Origin of the sequence: Streptomyces sp. NPDC102490 (assembly GCF_044765285.1) — a bacterium.
In the GTDB taxonomy this organism is placed as follows: domain Bacteria; phylum Actinomycetota; class Actinomycetes; order Streptomycetales; family Streptomycetaceae; genus Streptomyces.
The window spans coordinates 51,631-70,706 of record NZ_JBIWJU010000006.1; the positions used below are offsets into that span (position 1 = coordinate 51,631).

General features: G+C 72.3%; 17 protein-coding genes. 5 read left to right on the forward strand and 12 right to left on the reverse strand.

What is annotated here, in order from left to right; genetic code table 11:
• Positions 1-8: 8 nt before the first annotated feature.
• Positions 9-686, reverse strand: coding sequence for a response regulator transcription factor (locus ACIRGB_RS14585; protein ID WP_030191398.1), 678 nt, complete (start codon positions 684-686; stop codon positions 9-11).
• 550 nt (positions 687-1,236) lie between these two features.
• Between ACIRGB_RS14585 and ACIRGB_RS14590 the strand changes: the two genes are divergently transcribed.
• Positions 1,237-2,733, forward strand: a complete 1,497-nt coding sequence (locus tag ACIRGB_RS14590; RefSeq protein WP_403863610.1) for an MFS transporter — start codon at positions 1,237-1,239, stop codon at positions 2,731-2,733.
• A 437-nt stretch (positions 2,734-3,170) separates the two neighbouring features.
• Here ACIRGB_RS14590 and ACIRGB_RS14595 read toward each other — a convergent pair whose 3' ends face one another.
• Entirely contained in the window at positions 3,171-3,791 is a 621-nt protein-coding gene (locus ACIRGB_RS14595) for an ATP-binding protein (RefSeq protein WP_403863613.1), read from the reverse strand.
• Positions 3,792-3,987: 196 nt separating this feature from the next.
• Entirely contained in the window at positions 3,988-4,374 is a 387-nt protein-coding gene (locus ACIRGB_RS14600) for an STAS domain-containing protein (RefSeq protein WP_403863616.1), read from the reverse strand.
• A 240-nt stretch (positions 4,375-4,614) separates the two neighbouring features.
• On the opposite strand from ACIRGB_RS14600, the gene ACIRGB_RS14605 reads away from it, so the two are divergent.
• A complete protein-coding gene (locus tag ACIRGB_RS14605; protein ID WP_403864849.1) occupies positions 4,615-5,541 on the forward strand; it encodes an RNA polymerase sigma factor SigF in 927 nt (308 codons plus the stop codon).
• Positions 5,542-5,617: 76 nt separating this feature from the next.
• On the opposite strand, the gene ACIRGB_RS14610 is transcribed toward ACIRGB_RS14605, so the two are convergent.
• The 8 genes from ACIRGB_RS14610 to ACIRGB_RS14645 form a co-directional block, all read right to left on the reverse strand.
• Entirely contained in the window at positions 5,618-5,941 is a 324-nt protein-coding gene (locus ACIRGB_RS14610) for a hypothetical protein (RefSeq protein WP_403863619.1), read from the reverse strand.
• 30 nt (positions 5,942-5,971) lie between these two features.
• Complete coding sequence (gene hutI / locus ACIRGB_RS14615; protein ID WP_403863621.1) at positions 5,972-7,147, reverse strand: imidazolonepropionase; 1,176 nt, start codon at positions 7,145-7,147, stop codon at positions 5,972-5,974.
• A 62-nt stretch (positions 7,148-7,209) separates the two neighbouring features.
• Complete coding sequence (locus tag ACIRGB_RS14620; protein WP_403863623.1) at positions 7,210-8,559, reverse strand: formimidoylglutamate deiminase; 1,350 nt, start codon at positions 8,557-8,559, stop codon at positions 7,210-7,212.
• On the reverse strand, positions 8,556-9,773 hold the full coding sequence (locus ACIRGB_RS14625) for an allantoate amidohydrolase (protein ID WP_403863624.1): 1,218 nt from the start codon (positions 9,771-9,773) through the stop codon (positions 8,556-8,558). The genes ACIRGB_RS14620 and ACIRGB_RS14625 overlap by 4 nt, the downstream gene beginning before the upstream one ends.
• Positions 9,770-11,461 carry a urocanate hydratase gene (gene hutU, locus ACIRGB_RS14630; protein ID WP_403863625.1) on the reverse strand — a complete coding sequence of 564 codons (1,692 nt, stop codon included), beginning with the start codon at positions 11,459-11,461 and terminating at the stop codon, positions 9,770-9,772. Before hutU ends, ACIRGB_RS14625 begins: the two co-directional genes overlap by 4 nt.
• A gap of 239 nt (positions 11,462-11,700) precedes the next feature.
• The gene (locus tag ACIRGB_RS14635) at positions 11,701-12,288 is read right to left on the reverse strand and encodes a hypothetical protein (protein ID WP_403863626.1); all 588 of its coding nucleotides are present in this window, start codon (positions 12,286-12,288) and stop codon (positions 11,701-11,703) included.
• Positions 12,289-12,414: 126 nt separating this feature from the next.
• Positions 12,415-13,293, reverse strand: coding sequence for a MurR/RpiR family transcriptional regulator (locus ACIRGB_RS14640; protein ID WP_403863628.1), 879 nt, complete (start codon positions 13,291-13,293; stop codon positions 12,415-12,417).
• Between the two features lie 82 nt (positions 13,294-13,375).
• Complete coding sequence (locus ACIRGB_RS14645) at positions 13,376-13,558, reverse strand: alpha/beta fold hydrolase (protein ID WP_403863630.1); 183 nt, start codon at positions 13,556-13,558, stop codon at positions 13,376-13,378.
• A 247-nt stretch (positions 13,559-13,805) separates the two neighbouring features.
• Between ACIRGB_RS14645 and ACIRGB_RS14650 the strand changes: the two genes are divergently transcribed.
• Positions 13,806-14,231, forward strand: coding sequence for a hypothetical protein (locus ACIRGB_RS14650; RefSeq protein WP_403864851.1), 426 nt, complete (start codon positions 13,806-13,808; stop codon positions 14,229-14,231).
• A gap of 342 nt (positions 14,232-14,573) precedes the next feature.
• Here ACIRGB_RS14650 and ACIRGB_RS14655 read toward each other — a convergent pair whose 3' ends face one another.
• Complete coding sequence (locus tag ACIRGB_RS14655) at positions 14,574-15,959, reverse strand: cystathionine beta-synthase (protein ID WP_403863632.1); 1,386 nt, start codon at positions 15,957-15,959, stop codon at positions 14,574-14,576.
• Positions 15,960-16,118: 159 nt separating this feature from the next.
• Here ACIRGB_RS14655 and ACIRGB_RS14660 point away from each other — a divergent pair, with 159 nt between their 5' ends.
• Both ACIRGB_RS14660 and ACIRGB_RS14665 read left to right on the forward strand, forming a co-directional pair.
• Positions 16,119-17,141 (forward strand): SGNH/GDSL hydrolase family protein, encoded by a 1,023-nt coding sequence (locus ACIRGB_RS14660; RefSeq protein ID WP_403863635.1) that lies wholly within the window; start codon positions 16,119-16,121, stop codon positions 17,139-17,141.
• A gap of 421 nt (positions 17,142-17,562) precedes the next feature.
• Positions 17,563-18,783: an acetyl-CoA C-acetyltransferase gene (locus tag ACIRGB_RS14665; protein ID WP_403863638.1), complete on the forward strand. Its 1,221-nt coding sequence runs from the start codon at positions 17,563-17,565 to the stop codon at positions 18,781-18,783.
• The last annotated feature ends 293 nt before the right edge of the window (positions 18,784-19,076 follow it).

The window sequence follows — 19,076 nt, forward strand, 5'->3', positions numbered from 1 at the left end:
GGGCTCGCTCAGTTCTTCTCGAAACGGAAGCCCACACCGCGCACGGTGGCGATGTAGCGGGGGTTGGCCGCGTCGTCCCCCAGCTTCTTGCGCAGCCAGGAGATGTGCATGTCGAGGGTCTTGGTCGACGACCACCAGGTGGTGTCCCAGACCTCGCGCATCAGCTGGTCGCGGGTGACGACCCGGCCGGCGTCGCGCACCAGGACCCGCAGCAGGTCGAACTCCTTCGCGGTGAGCTGGAGCTCCTCCTCGCCCATCCACGCCCGGTGTGACTCGACGTCGATGCGCACGCCGTGGGTGGCGGGCGGCTGCGGGGGCTCGACGGCGCCGCGCCGCAGCAGGGCCCGGACCCGGGCGAGCAGCTCGGCCAGGCGGAAGGGCTTGGTGACGTAGTCGTCGGCGCCCGCGTCCAGGCCGACGACGGTGTCCACCTCGTCGGCGCGGGCGGTCAGGATCAGGATCGGCACGGCGTGGCCCTCGGACCGCAGCCGGCGGGCGACCTCCAGACCGTCCATGCCCGGCAGGCCCAGGTCCAGCACGACCAGGTCGATGCCGCCCTGCAACCCGGCGTCGAGTGCGGTGGGTCCGTCCTCACGCACCTCGACCTCGTACCCTTCCCTGCGCAGTGCGCGGGCCAGCGGCTCCGAGATGGACGCGTCGTCCTCGGCGAGCAGTACACGGGTCATGGCCTGATGGTAGACCGCTCGGAGCAACGCCCGGGGCAAGATCGCTGCCACGGCCGCCGCACAAGGGACAAGCCGGGCACCCGCCGCGCACCGCCCGGACGGGCGCCGCGGGACCGGCTCCGTCGACCCCGCGTCCACACCTGTGACTGTGGGGTGCCATCCTGTGATGGACCTTCGAAAGATCGTTCGCGGTTCCACTATTACCTGTGATCCGCGTCTCAAGTGCTTCCATACCGGGCGGTGTCCTGCCGTATGGTGAATCAGCGCCTGTAGCACCCCGCGGACCTTTGGCGACAGTTCGACGCTGAAGGTCACTTTTGTGTGCGGGCCGGCCCCCACGGCCGGCCTTGAAAGGAATGACCTGTGGCCGGGCCTCACCGCGTGCAGTGACGCGCGCCGAGGCGTGGATCCCGGTGGCCGCCGCCCACCGCTTCGCAATCCGGAGCGGAATCCCTCAGGCGTGGGACGGGCGGGGACGCCGCCGGTGCCGGCCGCCCCCCACCGGGCGCGCATCGCCTCATGAGCGCGTCCCGACCAGCAAGGATCGACCATGGCGTCCAGCCTGACGAAGGACTCGGTCACCCCGGGCACCCCCGGCTCCGAGAAGACCTTCTTCGGCCACCCCCGCGGACTGGCCACACTCTTCATGACCGAGATGTGGGAGAGGTTCTCCTACTACGGCATGAGGGCTCTGCTCCCGCTGTACCTCGTCGCCCCGGGTGGCCTCGGCCTCGGCGCCGGCACCGCGACCGCGATCTACTCGGTGTACCTCTCGCTGGTGTACCTGCTCACGATGCCGGGCGGTTGGTTCGGCGACCGGGTCTGGGGCCCCCGCAAGACCGTCGCCATCGCCGGCGGTGTGATCATGCTCGGTCACCTCACGCTGGCGCTGCCGTCCTCCGGGACGTTCTACGCGGGCCTGGGTCTGGTCGCCATCGGCTCGGGTCTGCTGAAGGCCAACATCTCCACGATGGTCGGCCAGCTCTACGACGGCCCCGACGACCCGCGCCGCGACGGTGGCTTCACCGTCTTCTACATGGGCATCAACCTGGGTGCCTTCGCGGCGCCGCTGACCATCGGCACCATCGGCGAGAACGTCAACTGGCACCTGGGCTTCGCGCTCGCCGCGGTCGGCATGGGCCTGGGCGTGCTCCAGTTCCTGATCGGCAGCCGCCACCTGGCCGCGCACTCCAGCGTGGTCCCGAAGCCGCTGTCCGTGGCGGAGAAGACCTCGACGCTGCGCAAGGCCGCCTTCTGGGCCGCGCTGGCCGTCGTCTTCTACGCGATCGTCGGCTTCTCCGGCCACTACACCCTGAACTGGATCCTGGTCCCGCTGACCCTGCTCGGCGTGATCATCCCGGTGCTGGTGCTGACCAACATCAAGCGCGACAAGTCCCTGGACCGCGCCGAGCAGTCCAAGATGTCGGCGTACATCTGGTTCTTCGTCGCCGCCGCCGTGTTCTGGATGATCTACGACCAGGGCGGCTCGACGCTGTCGCTGTTCGCCGACTCCTCGGCCGACAACAGCGTCTTCGGCTGGGACTTCCCGGTCTCCTGGTACCAGTCGGTCAACCCGGTCATCATCATGGCCCTGGCCCCGGTCTTCGCCACGCTGTGGCTGGCGCTCGCCCGCCGCGGCAAGGAGCCGAGCACCGTCGTCAAGTTCTGCGGCGGTCTGGTCCTGGTCGGCGCCTCCTTCTTCCTCTTCCTGGCCCCGCTGGGCATCGCGGAGGGCGGCCACAAGGCGGCGGCCCTGTGGCTGGTGGCGATCTACTTCGTCCAGACCTGCGGTGAGCTGATGCTCTCCCCGGTCGGCCTGTCGGTGACGACGAAGATGGCGCCGGTGAAGTACGCCTCGCAGATGATGGGCGTCTGGTTCCTGGCCGTCACCGCCGGCGACGCCACGACCGGCCTGCTCTCCATCGCCGGCGTCGACCTCAACAAGACGGGCATCGTCGCCGCGGAGGCGACCCTCGCGGTGGTCGCGGGCGTCGCGATCTGGATGTACCGCAAGCGCGTCAAGGCCCTCATGGGCGACGTGCGCTGACCCCTGCGAACGCCCGCCTTTCCCGGAGGGGCACCCCATCCAACGGACGGGGTGCCCCTCCCGGCGTTTCAGCGGGACCCGGACCCCACAAGCCCGAGCCCCGGCAAGCACGAGCGAGCAGCGCAGCACCGGCCTCCGGAGGCCGCAGACGCCAGGGCGGTGCCCGGGCGGGCAGCGGACGCCCTAGGAAGGGACCGAGCGAAGCCCTCCGAGGGAGCCCGGCACAGCCGGGGGCGGGGTGCAGCCCTGCTAGCGGGCGGGGTGGGAAGGGACCGGGTGAAGCTCAAGAGGAGAAGGCCGGGGTGCAGGGCGGCGATGGGGCGGCACGGACGTGGGCACCGTGAGGGGCTGGGGCGGAGCCCCGGGGCGTCGGCTTCTTCGCGTGCCGAGACGGGTGGGTGGGGGTGGGCACAAACCCCCGCGCGAGCGCCGCAGGCCTACGCCGGGGCGCCGAGCTCCGCCCACACCCGCTTGCCCGCGACCCCCGGCGTCCGCGTGACGCCCCAGTCCAGGCACAGCCGCATCACGATGAACATGCCGTGACCGCCCGGCCGCCCCGCACGGTGCGGGGTCCGCGGCGCGGGCTGCCCCGTGCCACGGTCGGAGACCTCCAGCCGGATCACCTTCTTCTCGCAGGTGATCCGCAGTTCGTCCGGCCCCTCGGCGTGCAGGCAGGCGTTGGTGACCAGCTCGGACACCACGAGCAGTACGTCCTCGGCGGCGGCACGCTGATCCGCGGTGGCGGAGGGCAGCCAGCCCCAGGCGTACAGCGCCTCGCGGGTGAAATCACGGGCCAGCGGAACGACCCCGGTCGTGTCCTCGAAGGTCAGCCTGCGGGTCTGCCGTCCGCCGCCCTCCCCGGACGCGGGCGGGGACGCGGACGTCGCTCCCGAGGCAGCCGCGGGCGCGGAAGCGGGAGCGGGGGCCCCCAGCATCGCAGCCTGCCCGGCGGGCACGTCCGCCTCGGACTCCCCGGTCGCGCCCCCCTCGGACGCCCCGGAAGCGCCGCTGGGCTCCGGACCGCGGTCGCCCGGCGAGTAGGGCCGGGTGGTGCTCATCAGCGCTTCACCTCACCGATTCACCAGTTCATGTTTCAAAGTCGTAGACAGCAAAGTCGTACACAGCCGGTACAGGGTCTCTCCTGCCCGAGGGGACCGTACGAACACCCCTGTATTGCGCACGAAACTCGGCGAGGCTCGAAAACACCCGCCCCGGGATGCGCACGCGCCCCTCCGCCGGCCGGACAAGGACGGCTCAGTCGGACGGGTCGGACGCGTCGGCCAGGGCGGCCTCGAGCGTGTCGTGGAGGGTGAAGACCGCTTCGGCCCCCGTGATCTCGAACACGCGGGCCACCACCGGCTGCATGGCCACCAGATGCACTCCGCCTCCCGCGGCCTCCGCCTTCAGCCGGGCGCCGAGCAGGACGTTGAGTCCCGTGGAGTCGCAGAACTCCAGCCGTGAGCAGTCCACGACGAGCCGGTTGAATCCCTTGGCGAGGCACTCCTCCAGCGGCTCGCGCAACAGATCGGCGGTGTGGTGATCCAGCTCACCCGCCGGTGTCACGACGGCACTGGGGCCCTCTTCCCGTACCTCGACCAGAAGCCGGCCCGACTGGGCACTGCCGACCGTCCCGCGGTCCATGCCGTTTCTCTCTCCCGAGGTCGTGACTGCTTGCTGACGCCCTCGAACACTACGCCAACCCACCGCACTCCGACACCCGAACAACCGCACACAAACGGACATACCCGCACATAACACACTTGCGGTCGGCTCGGTAAACCCGGTAGGGCTAGTAGGACACGTAAACCGACACGGCCGGCTTTGGAGGCGCCGCACACCGCAGTGCACGTATTTGGCTTCGGCAGCCGCATGCCGAGAACGATGGAGGACATCATGTCACCCCGGCTCGACGGATCGCGTACCCGCCAAGCGACGTCGACACTCCCTCCGGAACATCTGAATCCCATCGAGCATCACGACGCCGTCGTCGACCACGACGGCGCACTCGCCGGGCTTCCGGACATCCCCGCGTACGACGAGGTCGCTCCGGCGGACGCCAGGGCCCTGTCCAAGACCCTCTTCGAGCGGCTGGAGTCGCTGGAGGAAGGCACCCACGAACACGCGTACGTACGCAACACGCTCGTCGAGCTGAACCTCGCGCTGGTCAAGTTCGCCGCCTCCCGCTTCCGCTCGCGCAGCGAGCCGATGGAGGACATCATCCAGGTCGGCACCATCGGCCTGATCAAGGCGATCGACCGCTTCGAGCTGTCGCGCGGTGTGGAGTTCCCCACGTTCGCGATGCCGACCATCATCGGCGAGATCAAGCGCTTCTTCCGCGACACCTCGTGGTCCGTGCGGGTCCCGCGGCGCCTCCAGGAGCTGCGGCTCGACCTGGCGAAGGCCGGCGACGAGCTGGCCCAGCGCCTCGACCGCGCCCCCACGGTGACCGAGCTGGCCGAGCACCTGGGCCTGTCCAAGGACGAGGTCGTCGAGGGCATGGCGGCGTCCAACGCCTACACCGCCTCCTCGCTGGACGCCCAGCCGGAGGAGGACGACGCGGAGGGCGCGCTCGCCGACCGGATCGGCTACGAGGACCACGGGCTCGAGGGCATCGAGTACGTCGAGTCGCTGAAGCCGCTGATCGCCGAACTGCCCTCGCGGGACCGGAAGATCCTCTCGCTCCGTTTCGTCGCCGGCATGACCCAGTCGGAGATCGGCGAGGAGCTGGGCATCTCCCAGATGCACGTCTCCCGTCTGCTGTCGCGGACCCTCGTACGGCTGCGCAAGGGGCTCACGGTCGAGGAGTAGTCCTCACCGGGTGACGCTTGCCCTCCAGGGGGGGGTGGTCCGGAGCCGGGCCGCCCCCCTTCGGGCTGCCCGGCTCTCACACGGAGTTGGCGATCAGCGCCGTCATCGGCAGCAGCGGGGCCAGAGCGCACAGGAGCCAGAAGGTGCGCGGCGCGAGCGACGTCCGGCGTCGCAACGGCGCGTTGACCAGCCACCAGATCATCCCGAAGAGCGCCACCACCGGGACGACGATCACCAGCCAGAGCGCCATGCCGTCGTTCTCCGTCGGCTCGCGCACGGTCCAGCCCAGTTCCGCCAGCGGCCAGTTGACCATCAGGTACCACACGAGCCAGAACGGCACGACGCCCGGAATCCCGAGCAGCACGTTCACCAGGAACGGCGTCCACCAGTACTTGGCCATCCGTCCCCCGCTCCCCGGTTCACCCGCCGGTCACACCCTACGCACGCCCCGCCGCCACACGCCCGCGACCAGTGGCACGCCGGGCCGGTAGGCCAGGTGCACATGGCTCGGGGCGTCCAGCAGCGTCAGGTCGGCGTACGCGCCCGGGGTGAGGCGGCCGACGTCGTCCCGGCGCAGGGCCGCGGCACCGCCCGCGGTGGCCGACCAGACCGCCTCGTCGGGCGTCATCCCCATGTCCCGTACGGCGAGCGCGATGCAGAAGGGCACGGAGGACGTGAAGGACGACCCGGGGTTGCAGTCGGTGGACAGCGCGACCGTGGCACCGGCGTCGAGGAGCCGCCGGGCGTCCGGCCACTGCGCGCGGGTGGAGAACTCGGCGCCGGGCAGCAGGGTCGCGACCGTACGGCTGCCCGCGAGGGCGTCCACGTCCGCGTCGGTGAGGTGGGTGCAGTGGTCGGCGCTGGCGGCGTCGAGTTCGACGGCGAGCCGGACGCCGGGGCCGTAGGAGAGCTGGTTGGCGTGGATGCGGGGGTGCAGTCCCTTCGCCTTGCCCGCGGTGAGGATGGCGCGGGCCTGGTCGCCGTCGAAGGCGCCCTTCTCGCAGAACACGTCGATCCAGCGGGCGTGCGGGGCGCAGGCGTCGAGCATCTCGCCGGTGACCAGGTCGACGTAGGCGGCGGGGTCGTCGGCGAGTTCGGGGGCGACGATGTGGGCGCCGAGGAAGGTGACCTCGTCGGTGTGGCGGGCGGCGACGCGCAGGGCGCGGGACTCGTCGGCGGTGGTCAGGCCGTAGCCGGACTTGGTCTCGAAGGTGGTGGTGCCCTGGCGCAGGGCCTCCGCGAGGTAGCGGGTGAGCCCGGCCTCCAGTTCGTCGTCGCTCGCGGCGCGGGTGGCGGCGACGGTGGTGCGGATGCCGCCCGCGCTGTAGGGACGGCCGGACATGCGGGCGTTGAACTCCTCGGTGCGGTCGCCCGCGAAGAGGAGGTGGGAGTGGGAGTCCACGAAGCCGGGGAGGACCGCCCGGCCACCGGCGTCGACCCGATTGTCAGTGGCGGGTGCTTTGCTTGATTCACCGGTCCACACGACGCGGTCGCCCTCGATGACGAGGGCCGCGTCCCGGACCAGACCGAGCGGGGAGTGGTCGCCGAGGGAGGGGTCGTTGGTGACGAGTGCGGCGATGTTGGTGATGACGGTGCTGCTGCTCATGGGGTCCCTGGTGTCCTCGTGGGGGCTGGGGCGGGGGCCGGTCCGCGGGCGGGGGCCGGTCGTCAGGCGCGCAGGGCTTCGACGGCCCGCGCCAGGGCCTGCGGCACATCCGGTACGAGGGCGTGCGCCCCGTCGCGTACGACGTGCCGCCCGCCCACGACCGTGTGCCGTACGTCCGCTGCCGTCGCGGCGAATACGGCCGTCTCGGCGCCGAGCCTGGGCAGCGGCCCCGCTGTTCTGACCGAGTCCAGCGCGATCGTCGTGAGGTCGGCGCGGGCTCCGGTCTCGATGCGGCCGGTGTCGTCCCAGCCGAGGGCGGCGTGACCGTCGGCGGTGGCGGCGCTCAGCAGTGCGGCGGCGGTCCAGTGGCCGCGGGTGCGGGTGCGCAGGCGTTCGTTCAGCTCCATGGCACGCGCCTCTTCCAGCAGGTCGACGACGGCGTGGCTGTCGGAGCCGAGGGACAGCGGTGAGCCGGCCCGCTGGAGCGCGGCGGCCGGACCGATGCCGTCGGCGAGGTCCCGTTCCGTGGTGGGGCACATGCAGGTGCCGGTGCGGCTGCCGCCGAGCAGGGCGATGTCCTCGTCGGTGAGGTGAGTGTTGTGGACGCCGGTGGTGCGGGCGCCCAGCACCCCGTGGTCGGCGAGGAGCCGGGTGGGCGTGCGGCCGTGGGCCTGTCGGCAGGCGTCGTTCTCGGCGGTCTGCTCGGACAGGTGCACATGCAGCGGGGCCCGCCGCGCCTCCGCCCACTGCGCCACGGTCGCCAACTGGTCCGCGGGCACGGCCCGTACGGAGTGGATCGCGGCCCCGATCCGTGCGTGATCCCGTTCCTTGAGAACTGAACAGCGTTCGGCCCAGGCCTGAGCCGTGCCGTCGGAGAAGCGGAGCTGGTGGGTGCTCGGGGGCTCGCCGAAGCCGGAGGACAGGTAACAGGTGTCGAGGAGGGTGATGCGGACACCGGCTTCGGCGGCGGCCTCGATCAGGGCGTCGCCCATCGCGTTGGGGTCGGCGTAGGGGGTGCCTCCGGGCGCGTGGTGGAGGTAGTGGAACTCGCCGACGGTGGTGATGCCGGCCAGTGCCATCTCGGCGTACACGGCGCGGGCGAGGGCGTGGTAGGTGTCCGGGGTCAGCCGGTCGGCGACGGAGTACATCACCTCGCGCCAGGTCCAGAAGGTGCCGGAGCCGACCTGCACGGTGCCGCGCAGGGCCCGGTGGAAGGCGTGCGAGTGGGCGTTGGCCAGTCCCGGCAGGGTCAGTCCGCGCAGGATCTCGGCGCCCGGAGGCGGCGTGGGGACGTCCGTACGGACGGCGGTGATGCGGCCCTCGCTCACCTCCACGGCGACGTCCGGCTCGACGTGGGTGCCGAGCCAGGCGTGCTCCAGCCAGTACGTGCGGGTCCGCGAGGAGGAGGTCACGTGCAGGCCAGCCCTTCCAGTACGTCGGCGAGTGCACTCACCCCGGCCACGCAGTCGTCCTCGGCGGCGTGCTCGGCCGGGGAGTGCGAGACGCCGGTGGGGTTGCGTACGAACAGCATGGCGGTCGGGATGCGGTCGGAGAGGATTCCGGCGTCGTGTCCGGCGCCGGTGCCGAGGACGGGGACCTTCAGCTCCGTCTCCGTGCCCAGGATGCGGGCGAGTTCGTCGCGCAGGGCGTGGTCGAAGTCGACGACGGGGGTGAAGGACTCGCGGACGACGTCGAGGTCCACGCCGTGGGCGGCGGCGTGCTCGCGGGCGGCCTTCTCGATTCCGGTGACCACGGTGTCCAGGCTCGCCTGGTCGGCGGCGCGGGAGTCGAGCCAGCCGCGCACCAGGGAGGGGATGGCGTTGACGCCGTTGGGTTCGACGCCGATCTTGCCGAAGGTGGCGACGGCACCGGCGAGTTCGGCCTCGCGGCGGGCGGCGAGGACGGTCTCGGCGTAGGGCAGCATCGGGTCGTGCCGGTCGGCGAGGCGGGTGGTGCCGGCGTGGTTGGCCTCGCCGCGGAAGTCGAACCGCCAGCGTCCGTGCGGCCAGATGGCGGAGGCGATGCCGATCCGGTCGCCGGACAGGTCGAGGGCGCGGCCCTGTTCGACGTGGAGTTCGACGAAGGCGCCGATGCGGGCGAGCCGTTCGGGGTCGGGGCCGAGGGTGCCGGGGTCGTACCCGGCGGACTCCATGGCCCGCGGGAGGGTGATGCCGTCGCCGTCGGTGAGGCGGTGCGCCTGCTCGACGGTGAGCGCGCCGGAGGTGAGCCGGGAGCCGACGCAGGCGAGGCCGAAGCGGGCGCCCTCCTCGTCGCCGAAGTTGACGATGCCCAGCGGCCGGGTGAACCGCGCTCCCCGCCCGCGCAGTTCGTCCAGGGCGGCGAAGGCGGAGACGACGCCGAGGGGGCCGTCGAAGGCGCCGCCGTCGGGCACGGAGTCCAGGTGGGACCCGGTGACGACGGCGTTCCCGGCGGCCGGGTCGCCGAGCCAGGCCCACTGGTTGCCGTTGCGGTCGGTCTCGTAGGTGAGCCCGCGCGCCTCGGCCTGCTCCTGGAACCAGGTCCGGCAGTCGGCGTCGGCGCCGGTCCAGGCGTAACGGCGGTAGCCGCCGGAGGCGGAGCTGCGGCCGATCGGCAGCAGCTCCGCCCACATGCTGTGGAAGCTCACGCGCCGTCACCTTCGCGCGCGTCGTCGCCCTCGCGGCCTTCGCGCATCGGCACCCGCACGCCCCGCTCCGCGGCGACCGACTCGGCGATGTCGTACCCGGCGTCGACGTGCCGGATGACGCCCATGCCGGGGTCGTTGGTGAGCACCCGGCGGATCTTCTCCCCGGCGAGCGGGGTGCCGTCGGCGACGGTGACCTGCCCGGCGTGCAGGGAGCGGCCCATGCCGACGCCGCCGCCGTGGTGGAGGGAGACCCAGGAGGCCCCGGAGGCCACGTTGACCATGGCGTTGAGCAGCGGCCAGTCCGCGATGGCGTCGGAGCCGTCGAGCATGGCCTCGGTCTCGCGGTACGGGGAGGCGACGGAGCCGCAGTCGAGGTGGTCGCGGCCGATGACGATCGGGGCGGCCAGCTCGCCGCTCGCGACCATGTCGTTGAACCGCTCACCGGCCTTGTCGCGCTCGCCGTAGCCGAGCCAGCAGATACGGGCGGGCAGGCCCTGGAAGTGGACCCGCTCCCCCGCCATCTTGATCCAGCGGGCCAAGGACTCGTTCTCCGGAAAGAGGTCGAGGATCGCCTTGTCGGTCTTGGCGATGTCGGCGGGGTCGCCGGACAGGGCGGCCCACCGGAAGGGGCCCTTGCCCTCGCAGAACAGGGGGCGGATGTACGCCGGTACGAAGCCCGGGAAGGCGAAGGCCCGGTCGTACCCGGCGAGCCGGGCCTCGCCGCGGATGGAGTTGCCGTAGTCGAAGACCTCGGCACCGGCGTCCTGGAAGCCGACCATGGCCTCGACGTGCCGGGCCATGGACTCGCGGGCCCGGGTGGTGAAGCCGGCCGGGTCCTTGGCGGCGGCGTCGGCCATGTCCTCGAAGGCGATGCCGGTGGGCAGGTAGGCCAGCGGGTCGTGGGCCGAGGTCTGGTCGGTGACGATGTCGATCGGGGCGCCCATGGCGAGGAGCTGCGGGACCAGCTCGGCGGCGTTGCCGAGGACGCCGATGGACAGCGGCTCGCGCCGGTCGCGGGCCTCGGTGGCCAGCTGGAGGGCGTGGTCGAGGGAGTCGGCCTTGACGTCGAGGTAGCGGTGCTCGATGCGGCGGTCGATGGCGCGCGGGTCGCAGTCGACGCAGATCACGACGCCGTCGTTCATGGTGACGGCCAGCGGCTGGGCGCCGCCCATGCCGCCGAGACCGGCGGTGAGGGTGATCGTCCCGGCCAGGGTGCCGCCGAACTTCTTCGCGGCGACGGCGGCGAAGGTCTCGTAGGTGCCCTGGAGGATGCCCTGGGTGCCGATGTAGATCCAGGAGCCGGCCGTCATCTGCCCGTACATGGTCAGGCCGAGGGCCTCCAGGCGGCGGAACTCCTCCCAGTTGGCCCAGTCGCCGACCAGGTTGGAGTTGGCGATGAGGACCCGCGGGGCCCACTCGTGGGTCTGCATGACGCCGACCGGGCGGCCGGACTGGACGAGCATCGTCTCGTCCTGCTTGAGGGTGCGCAGCGTCCGCACCATCGCGTCGAAGGAGCGCCAGTCGCGGGCCGCCTTCCCCGTGCCGCCGTAGACGACGAGCTTGTCGGGGTGCTCGGCGACCTCCGGGTCGAGGTTGTTCTGCAGCATCCGCAGGGCGGCCTCCTGCTGCCAGCCCAGGGCGCTCGGCTCGGTACCGCGTGGCGCTCGGACAGGACGAGGTCCGGACATGGTCTGCCTCCTGGTGGCTTGCTCCCGGCGGATTGTTGCTACGGATATTCATATCCTCGCCTCCTGAATAGAGCTAGTCAACAGGGCCGTGTCCAGCGCGGTGCGCGTGCGCGTGCGCGGGTGCGTGTGTGCGTGCGCGTGCGGGATGGGGGCGCCAGGGCAGGCGGCGGCGTCATGAAGATCCGCGCTGCCCGCCTTCACCGCGAAGGCGGGCAGCGCGGGACGAGCCGGCTCCCCCGTCAGACGGAGACCGGCGTCTTGCGCCTCGCCCCGCCGGGTGCCGCGTCGCCCGCCGCGATGCCCGTGCTGCGGTAGGCCTTGACCCTCTTGCCCGCGGGGCGGCCGGCGTTGTCGGCGAGCCAGTCCACGCGGACCCACAGCAGGGCGTCCCCGGCCTGCTCGCGGCGGCCGATCCAGGCGGACTTGAGCCACAGCCCGGCGCCGCAGCCGGCCAGCAGCAGCCCGCCCGCCGCGGGCACGGCGAAGGCGCTGCCGAGGGCGGCGAGGAAGGCGAGAAGCAGCCACCAGCGGTGGCCCCGGCGCCAGTTGCGCACGGTGACCCGGCGGTCCTGGAGCACGTCGTGCTTGCCCGCGCGGGCGGCCGAACCGGCCAGGGCGGTGTAGCGCCGCCGGCGCACCCACGCCACGGCGGCCGTGGCGACGATGAAGAGCGCGGCACCGGCCAGCACCCCGATCCGGCGTCCGGTGAGCCCCGGCACCAGCACGCCGATGCCCGCCGCGAAAACGCCCAGCCACCACAGTGGTGCGGCGCCCGCCCGTACGACGACGGCGACCCGAGCCAGCCCCACCTGTCCTCCGCGCGCCACGTCCTGCCTCCTGTCCCGTTCCTGCCTGTGCGTTGCGTCTGAAGGGTGTGTCAGGCGCCGCACTGTAACGGGGCAAGCTGAGACGAATCTGAGAACCCGTCCGCCGTCCGGGGCACTCGCGCCAGGTCAGTCCACGAAGAGTCCCCGCGCCGCGGCCTTGGCGTCGAACTCCTCCAGCCGGGCCTGCGCGTCCGGCAGGTCGTCGCACATCGCCTCGAGCAGCACCCGGCCGAGCAGCATCGGCGCGCAGGCGGTGTCGAAGGCGAGGCCGGTGCCGACGGCGGCGGGCAGCAGCAGGTCGGACACCTTGGCGACCGGCGCGAAGGCGGAGTCGGCGACGGTCACCACCGTGAGCCCCGCCTCCTTGGCGTGGGCGAGCGCCTCGACGACCTCGCGCGGGTGCCGGGGCAGGGCGAAGCAGAGCAGCGTGGCCGCCCCGGCCCGGACGGCGGCGTCGATGCGGTCGTGGAGCATCGTGCCGCCCTCGCCGAGCAGCCGGACGTCCGGGTGGACCTTGGCGGCGAAGTAGGCGAAGCCGTGTGCCTGGGCGGCGGCGGCCCGCAGCCCGAGCACCGGCAGCGGCCGGCTTGCGGCGAGCAGGCGGCCCGCTTCCCGCACCGGGCCCGGGTCGGCCAGCACCTCCGCGAGGTGCCGCAGGTTCTCGATCTCGGCCGCCACCGCCTGCTGGTACTCGTTGCCGGACCCGGTGTCCGCGACCGGTTCCGCGGGGGCGACCTCGCGCAGATGGCGCCGCAGCGCCGGATAGCCGTCGAAACCGAGGGCGACGGCGAAGCGGGTCACGGACGGCTGGCTGACCCCCGCCAGCTCGGCCAGCTCCACGCTGGAAAGAAACGGCACGTCGGACGCGCGGCGCACCATGCTGTGCGCGATGCGCCGCTGGGTCGGCGTCAGCCGGTGCCCCTCGAACAGGGCCTGCAACCGTGCGGCCGGGCTGTCCGTGCCGCTCGTCCCGTCCGCCCCGCTGGTGCCGCCAGTCCCGTTCATGACGTGGCCCCCTCGACCTATTCACGCGCCCCGGCATCTGCATACCGTTATACAGGCCGCGGGCGGGCCGCGCCGGGCCGAGTCAGCCGGTGCCGGAGAAGAGGCGCTCGGCAGCCCGTGCGACCAGGTCCGGGCGCTCCTCGTGGAGGTAGTGCCCGCAGCCCGGGACCACCTCGACACTGAGGTCGTCGGCGTGCCCGGGGGCCGGCGTCTGGCCGCGGTCGCGGAGGGGTCGGGGACCCGCTTCGCGGTCCTCGGCGGTCATCGCGGGCCCTGGTCGGCGCCATTGCAGAGGGCGTTGCGTCCGGTCGGCCGCGCCCGGGGGCTGCGGATGATCGACAGGGCGTCGCGGCGTGCCCTGGCCCGGCGGGAGGGACGGGGAGCGGGCTGAACGGGCCGGGAGGCCGCCCGGGTGCCGAGTCCGCCCCCTACCGGACGGCCCCCGCCGAAAACGGGGGTTGTCCCCAGTGCCGACGGCGCCCCGGGTCCCTACCTTGGGTCGCATGACGGGAATGGACGCACGCGACACCGACCTGAAGAAGGAACTCGACGCCACCTTGCAGACCCGCAGGGAACTCGGCGAGGAGTACGAGTCGGCGCTGGTCGACTCGTTCCTGGAGAAGGTCGACCAGCGCATCGACGGAGCGGTGGAGCGCCGGGTGCGCCGGCAGCTCGCCGAGCAGCAGCTGACGGCCGCCCGGGACAGCCGCTCGCCGAGGCCCACGGACTCCTTCGGCGAGCGCTTCGGCTTCGGCATCGTCTCGCTGGTGCTCGCGGTCCCGCTGTCCGCGATCGGCGGCGGCGTGGCGCACCTGCCGGGGATGCTGGTCGCCTGGGCCGGCATCGTCGGGGTCAACGTGGTCCAGGTCGCCCGCACCAATCCCGACCTGTTCGGACGCCGCCGCCGCGGGGACAGGGACGACGCCTGGGAGGACTGAGGGCCGCGGTGGGGCCGGAGGGGGAAAGACTGCGCGGGGACCGCCGCACCCCCATCACTGGGGGGCGGGACGACGGCGGTCCCCGCGGGGGACGCGGTGCCGGGCCTCACGACCGGGCGGCGCGTCCGTGGCGTCCTTGGAGGTCCGGGAGCCGCTCCGGAAAGTCCGTGACGCCGTTCGGCGTCGGCGGGTCCGGGGAGCCGCTCCCTTCCCTGCCGACACCCCGTACTCTGCCGGTCCCGTGTTAAGCGACTGCTGCGCGCACATGACGTGCGCGTACCACTTCCGCGAAGTCCACGAAGATCACGAAGCTCCCGGACCGGGTCGCGGACCCCGCCTGCCCTACTTGCCCTTGGCGAGGAAGGACAGCAGGTCCTGCCGGCTCACCACACCGGTCGGCTTGCCCTCGACGAGGACGATCGCCGCGTCGGCGCCGCCGAGCACCGACATCAGGTCCGCGACGGGCTCACCGGAGCCGACCTGGGGCAGCGGGGCGGACATGTGCTTCTCCAGCGGGTCCTCCAGCGAGGCGCGCTTGGTGAACAGCGCGTCCAGCAGCTCGCGTTCCACGACCGAGCCGACGACCTCCGCGGCCATCACGTCCGGGTGGCCGGCGCCGGGCTTGACGATCGGCATCTGCGAGACGCCGTACTCGCGCAGCACCTCGATGGCCTCGCCGACGGTCTCGTCCGGGTGCATGTGGACGAGGGAGGGGATGTGGCCGCCCTCCTTGTGGTTCAGCACCTCGGCGACGCGGGCGCTGGGGCCGGCGTCCTCCAGGAAGCCGTAGTCGGCCATCCACTCGTCGTTGAAGATCTTGCTGAGGTAGCCGCGTCCGCTGTCCGGCAGCAGCACGACCACCACGTCGTCCTCGCCGAGCCGCGCCGCCACCTCCAGGGCGGCGACGACCGCCATGCCGCAGGAGCCGCCCACCAGCAGGCCCTCCTCCTTGGCGAGGCGGCGGGTCATCTGGAAGGAGTCCTTGTCGGAGACGGCGACGATCTCGTCCGCGACCTCGCGGTCGTACGCCGTCGGCCAGAAGTCCTCGCCGACCCCCTCGACCAGGTACGGGCGTCCGGAGCCGCCGGAGTAGACGGAGCCCTCGGGGTCGGCGCCGATCACCTTCACCGCGCCGTCACTGGCGTCCTTCAGGTACCGGCCGGTGCCGGAGATGGTGCCGCCGGTGCCGACGCCGGTCACGAAGTGGGTGATCTTCCCCTCGGTCTGCTCCCACAGCTCGGGACCCGTGGAGTGGTAGTGCGAGAGCGGGTTGTTCGGGTTGGAGTACTGGTCCGGCTTCCAGGCGCCCGGCGTCTCGCGGACCAGCCGGTCGGAGACGTTGTAGTACGAGTCGGGGTGCTCGGGGTCGACCGCGGTCGGGCAGACGACGACCTCGGCGCCGTACGCGCGCAGCACGTTGATCTTGTCGGTGGACACCTTGTCGGGGCAGACGAAGATGCACTTGTAGCCCTTCTGCTGGGCCACGATGGCGAGTCCCACGCCCGTGTTGCCGCTGGTCGGCTCGACGATCGTGCCGCCCGGCCGCAGCTCTCCGCTCTTCTCCGCGGCCTCGATCATGCGCAGGGCGATGCGGTCCTTCACCGAGCCGCCCGGGTTGAAGTACTCCACCTTGGCCAGGACGGTGGCCCTGATCCCCTTGGTCACGTTGTTGAGCCGCACCAGCGGGGTGTTGCCGACGAGGCTGATCATCGAGTCGTGGAATTGCACCGTGGTCTCCGGATGCCGCAAAGGAAGGGTCGATATCGGTGCGGCCAGCCTATGGCCTGCGGATGCCCCGTGACGGTCGTTCACCCTGCGTTGAGATTGGGCGACCGTCCGTACGGGGCAAGGAGTGGGTGTACGGCTTGGAGGAGGTGGCGGCGACGCATGACGAGCATGTCGAGGGCGCGGGTGGCCCGGCGGATCGCGGCCGGCGCGGCGTACGGCGGCGGCGGTATCGGGCTGGCGGGGGCGGCGGCGGTCGGATTGGTGGTGGCGGAGGTGCAGCTGGCCAGGCGACGGGTGGGCGTGGGCACGCCGACCCGGGTGCCGAACGCGCAGGGGCTGTACGGCGGCACCCTGCCCACGGCCGGTGATCCGCCGCTGCGGCTGATGATGCTGGGCGACTCCACGGCCGCCGGGCAGGGCGTCCACCGGGCCGGGCAGACGCCGGGTGCGCTGCTGGCGTCGGGGCTCGCGGCGGTGGCGGAGCGGCCGGTGCGGCTGGGGTCGGTCGCGCAGCCGGGGGCGTGCTCGGACGACCTGGACCGGCAGGTGGCGCTGGTGCTCGCGGACCCCGACCGGGTGCCGGACATCTGCGTGATCATGGTCGGCGCCAATGACGTCACCCATCGGATGCCGCCCACCCGCTCGGTGCGGCACCTGTCCGGGGCGGTACGGCGGCTGCGCACGGCCGGCGCGGAGGTGGTGGTCGGCACCTGTCCGGACCTGGGCACGATCGAGCGGGTGCGGCAACCGCTGCGCTGGCTGGCCCGGCGGGCCTCGCGGCAGCTCGCGGCGGCGCAGACCATCGGCGTCGTCGAGCAGGGCGGGCGCACGGTGTCGCTGGGCGATCTGCTGGGCCCGGAGTTCGCGCAGAACCCGCGTGAGCTGTTCGGCCCCGACAACTACCACCCGTCCGCCGAGGGGTACGCCACCGCCGCGATGGCCGTCCTGCCGTCGGTGTGCGCCGCGCTCGGCCTGTGGCCGGCCGAGGAGGAGCACCCGGACGCACTGCGCCGCGAGGGTTTCCTGCCGGTGGCCAGGGCGGCCGCGGAGGCGGCGTCCGAGGCCGGCACGGAGGTCGCCGCCGCGATGCCCACGGGCCCGCGCGGCCCCTGGGCCCTCCTGAAACGCCGCAGGCGACGCCGGGTGACCGAGGCGGAACCCACCAGCCCATCCGGCGTCTGAAACCGAGCCCGCTCAACCGCCGGCCGCAGGCCGCCCCCACCAGCCCGTCCGGCGCTTGAGGACGAGGCCGTCCGACGGCCGAACGCGGCGCCGCCGGCCGCAGGCGGGTTCAACCAGCCCGTCCGGCGCTTGAGGACGAGCCCGTCCGACGACCGAACCCGGCACCACCTGACGCAGGCGGGTTCAACCAGCCCGTCCGGCGTTTGAGGACGAGGCCGTCCAGGCCGAAAGGGGGGTCTGGGGGCGCAGCCCCCAGCGACGCCCGCCGCAACCCCCCGCAGAACAAGCCCCGCCCACCGCCGGAGGCAAAAGCAAGCGCTTAGAAAGTTGCGGCCCATCTCACACGCCCATACCCGTGACCCAGGCCATACGGCCGGGTAACTTCCCCAGCAGCCGCCAACCCCTCATCACTGGAGCCGTGATGCCCGAAGCCGTGATCGTCTCTGCCGCCCGTTCCCCCATCGGCCGGGCCTTCAAGGGCTCCCTGAAGGACCTGCGCCCCGACGACCTGGCCGCCACGATCATCCAGGCGGCGCTCGCGAAGGTCCCCGAGCTGGACCCGAGGGACATCGACGACCTGATGCTCGGCTGCGGCCTGCCCGGCGGCGAGCAGGGCAACAACCTCGGCCGGATCGTCGCCGTCGAGATGGGCATGGACCACCTGCCCGGCTGCACCGTCACCCGGTACTGCTCCTCCTCCCTGCAGACCTCCCGCATGGCCCTGCACGCCATCAAGGCCGGTGAGGGCGACGTCTTCATCTCGGCCGGTGTCGAGATGGTCTCCCGGTTCGCCAAGGGCAACTCCGACAGCCTGCCGGACACGCACAACCCGTTCTTCGCCGAGGCCGAGGCGCGCACCGCCGAGGTCGCCCAGCAGGAGGGCACCACCTGGCACGACCCGCGCGAGGACGGCCTGGTCCCCGACCCGTACATCGCGATGGGCCAGACCGCGGAGAACCTCGCCCGCGCCAAGGGCATCACCCGGCAGGACATGGACGAGTTCGGCGTCCGGTCCCAGAACCTCGCCGAGGAAGCCATCAAGAACGGCTTCTGGGAGCGCGAGATCACCCCGGTCACGCTCCCCGACGGCACGGTCGTCGCCAAGGACGACGGCCCCCGCGCCGGCGTCACCCTGGAGGGCGTCCAGGGCCTCAAGCCCGTCTTCCGCCCCGACGGCCTGGTCACCGCGGGCAACTGCTGCCCGCTCAACGACGGCGCCGCCGCCCTGGTGATCATGAGCGACACCAAGGCCCGCGAGCTGGGCCTGACCCCGCTCGCCCGCATCGTCTCCACCGGCGTCTCCGGCCTGTCCCCCGAGATCATGGGCCTGGGCCCGGTCGAGGCCAGCAAGCAGGCACTGTCCCGCGCCGGGCTGACCATCGGCGACATCGACCTGGTCGAGATCAACGAGGCGTTCGCCGCGCAGGTCATCCCCTCCTACCGCGACCTCGGCATCCCGCTGGAGAAGCTGAACGTCAACGGCGGCGCCATCGCCGTCGGCCACCCCTTCGGCATGACCGGCGCCCGCATCACCGGCACGCTGATCAACTCCCTCCAGTGGCACGACAAGCAGTTCGGCCTGGAGACCATGTGCGTCGGCGGCGGCCAGGGCATGGCCATGGTCATCGAGCGCCTGAGCTGACCCCCCGCCGACGGGCGCTGAGGAACCGTCAGTAGCGCCTGGTGGGCCCTGCGTGACGACACGGCCCGGGACCCCGTTCACCCCGGGGTTCTGGGCCGTTTTGTGACCCAAACTCCCCCAGGATGTGACCTACCTCTCCCGTGCCCTGGATTTACGCAGGTCAGACCATCCCCGCCCCTTCCCTCCGGGCCCAAAGTCCTGTCCGTTTCGTGACGTTACGCACTGACAGACGGTTAGTCCTCCCTTCAAGCTGATGTAGGAAGTCGGGGGTCGACTTTGAACCGGGAGTACGT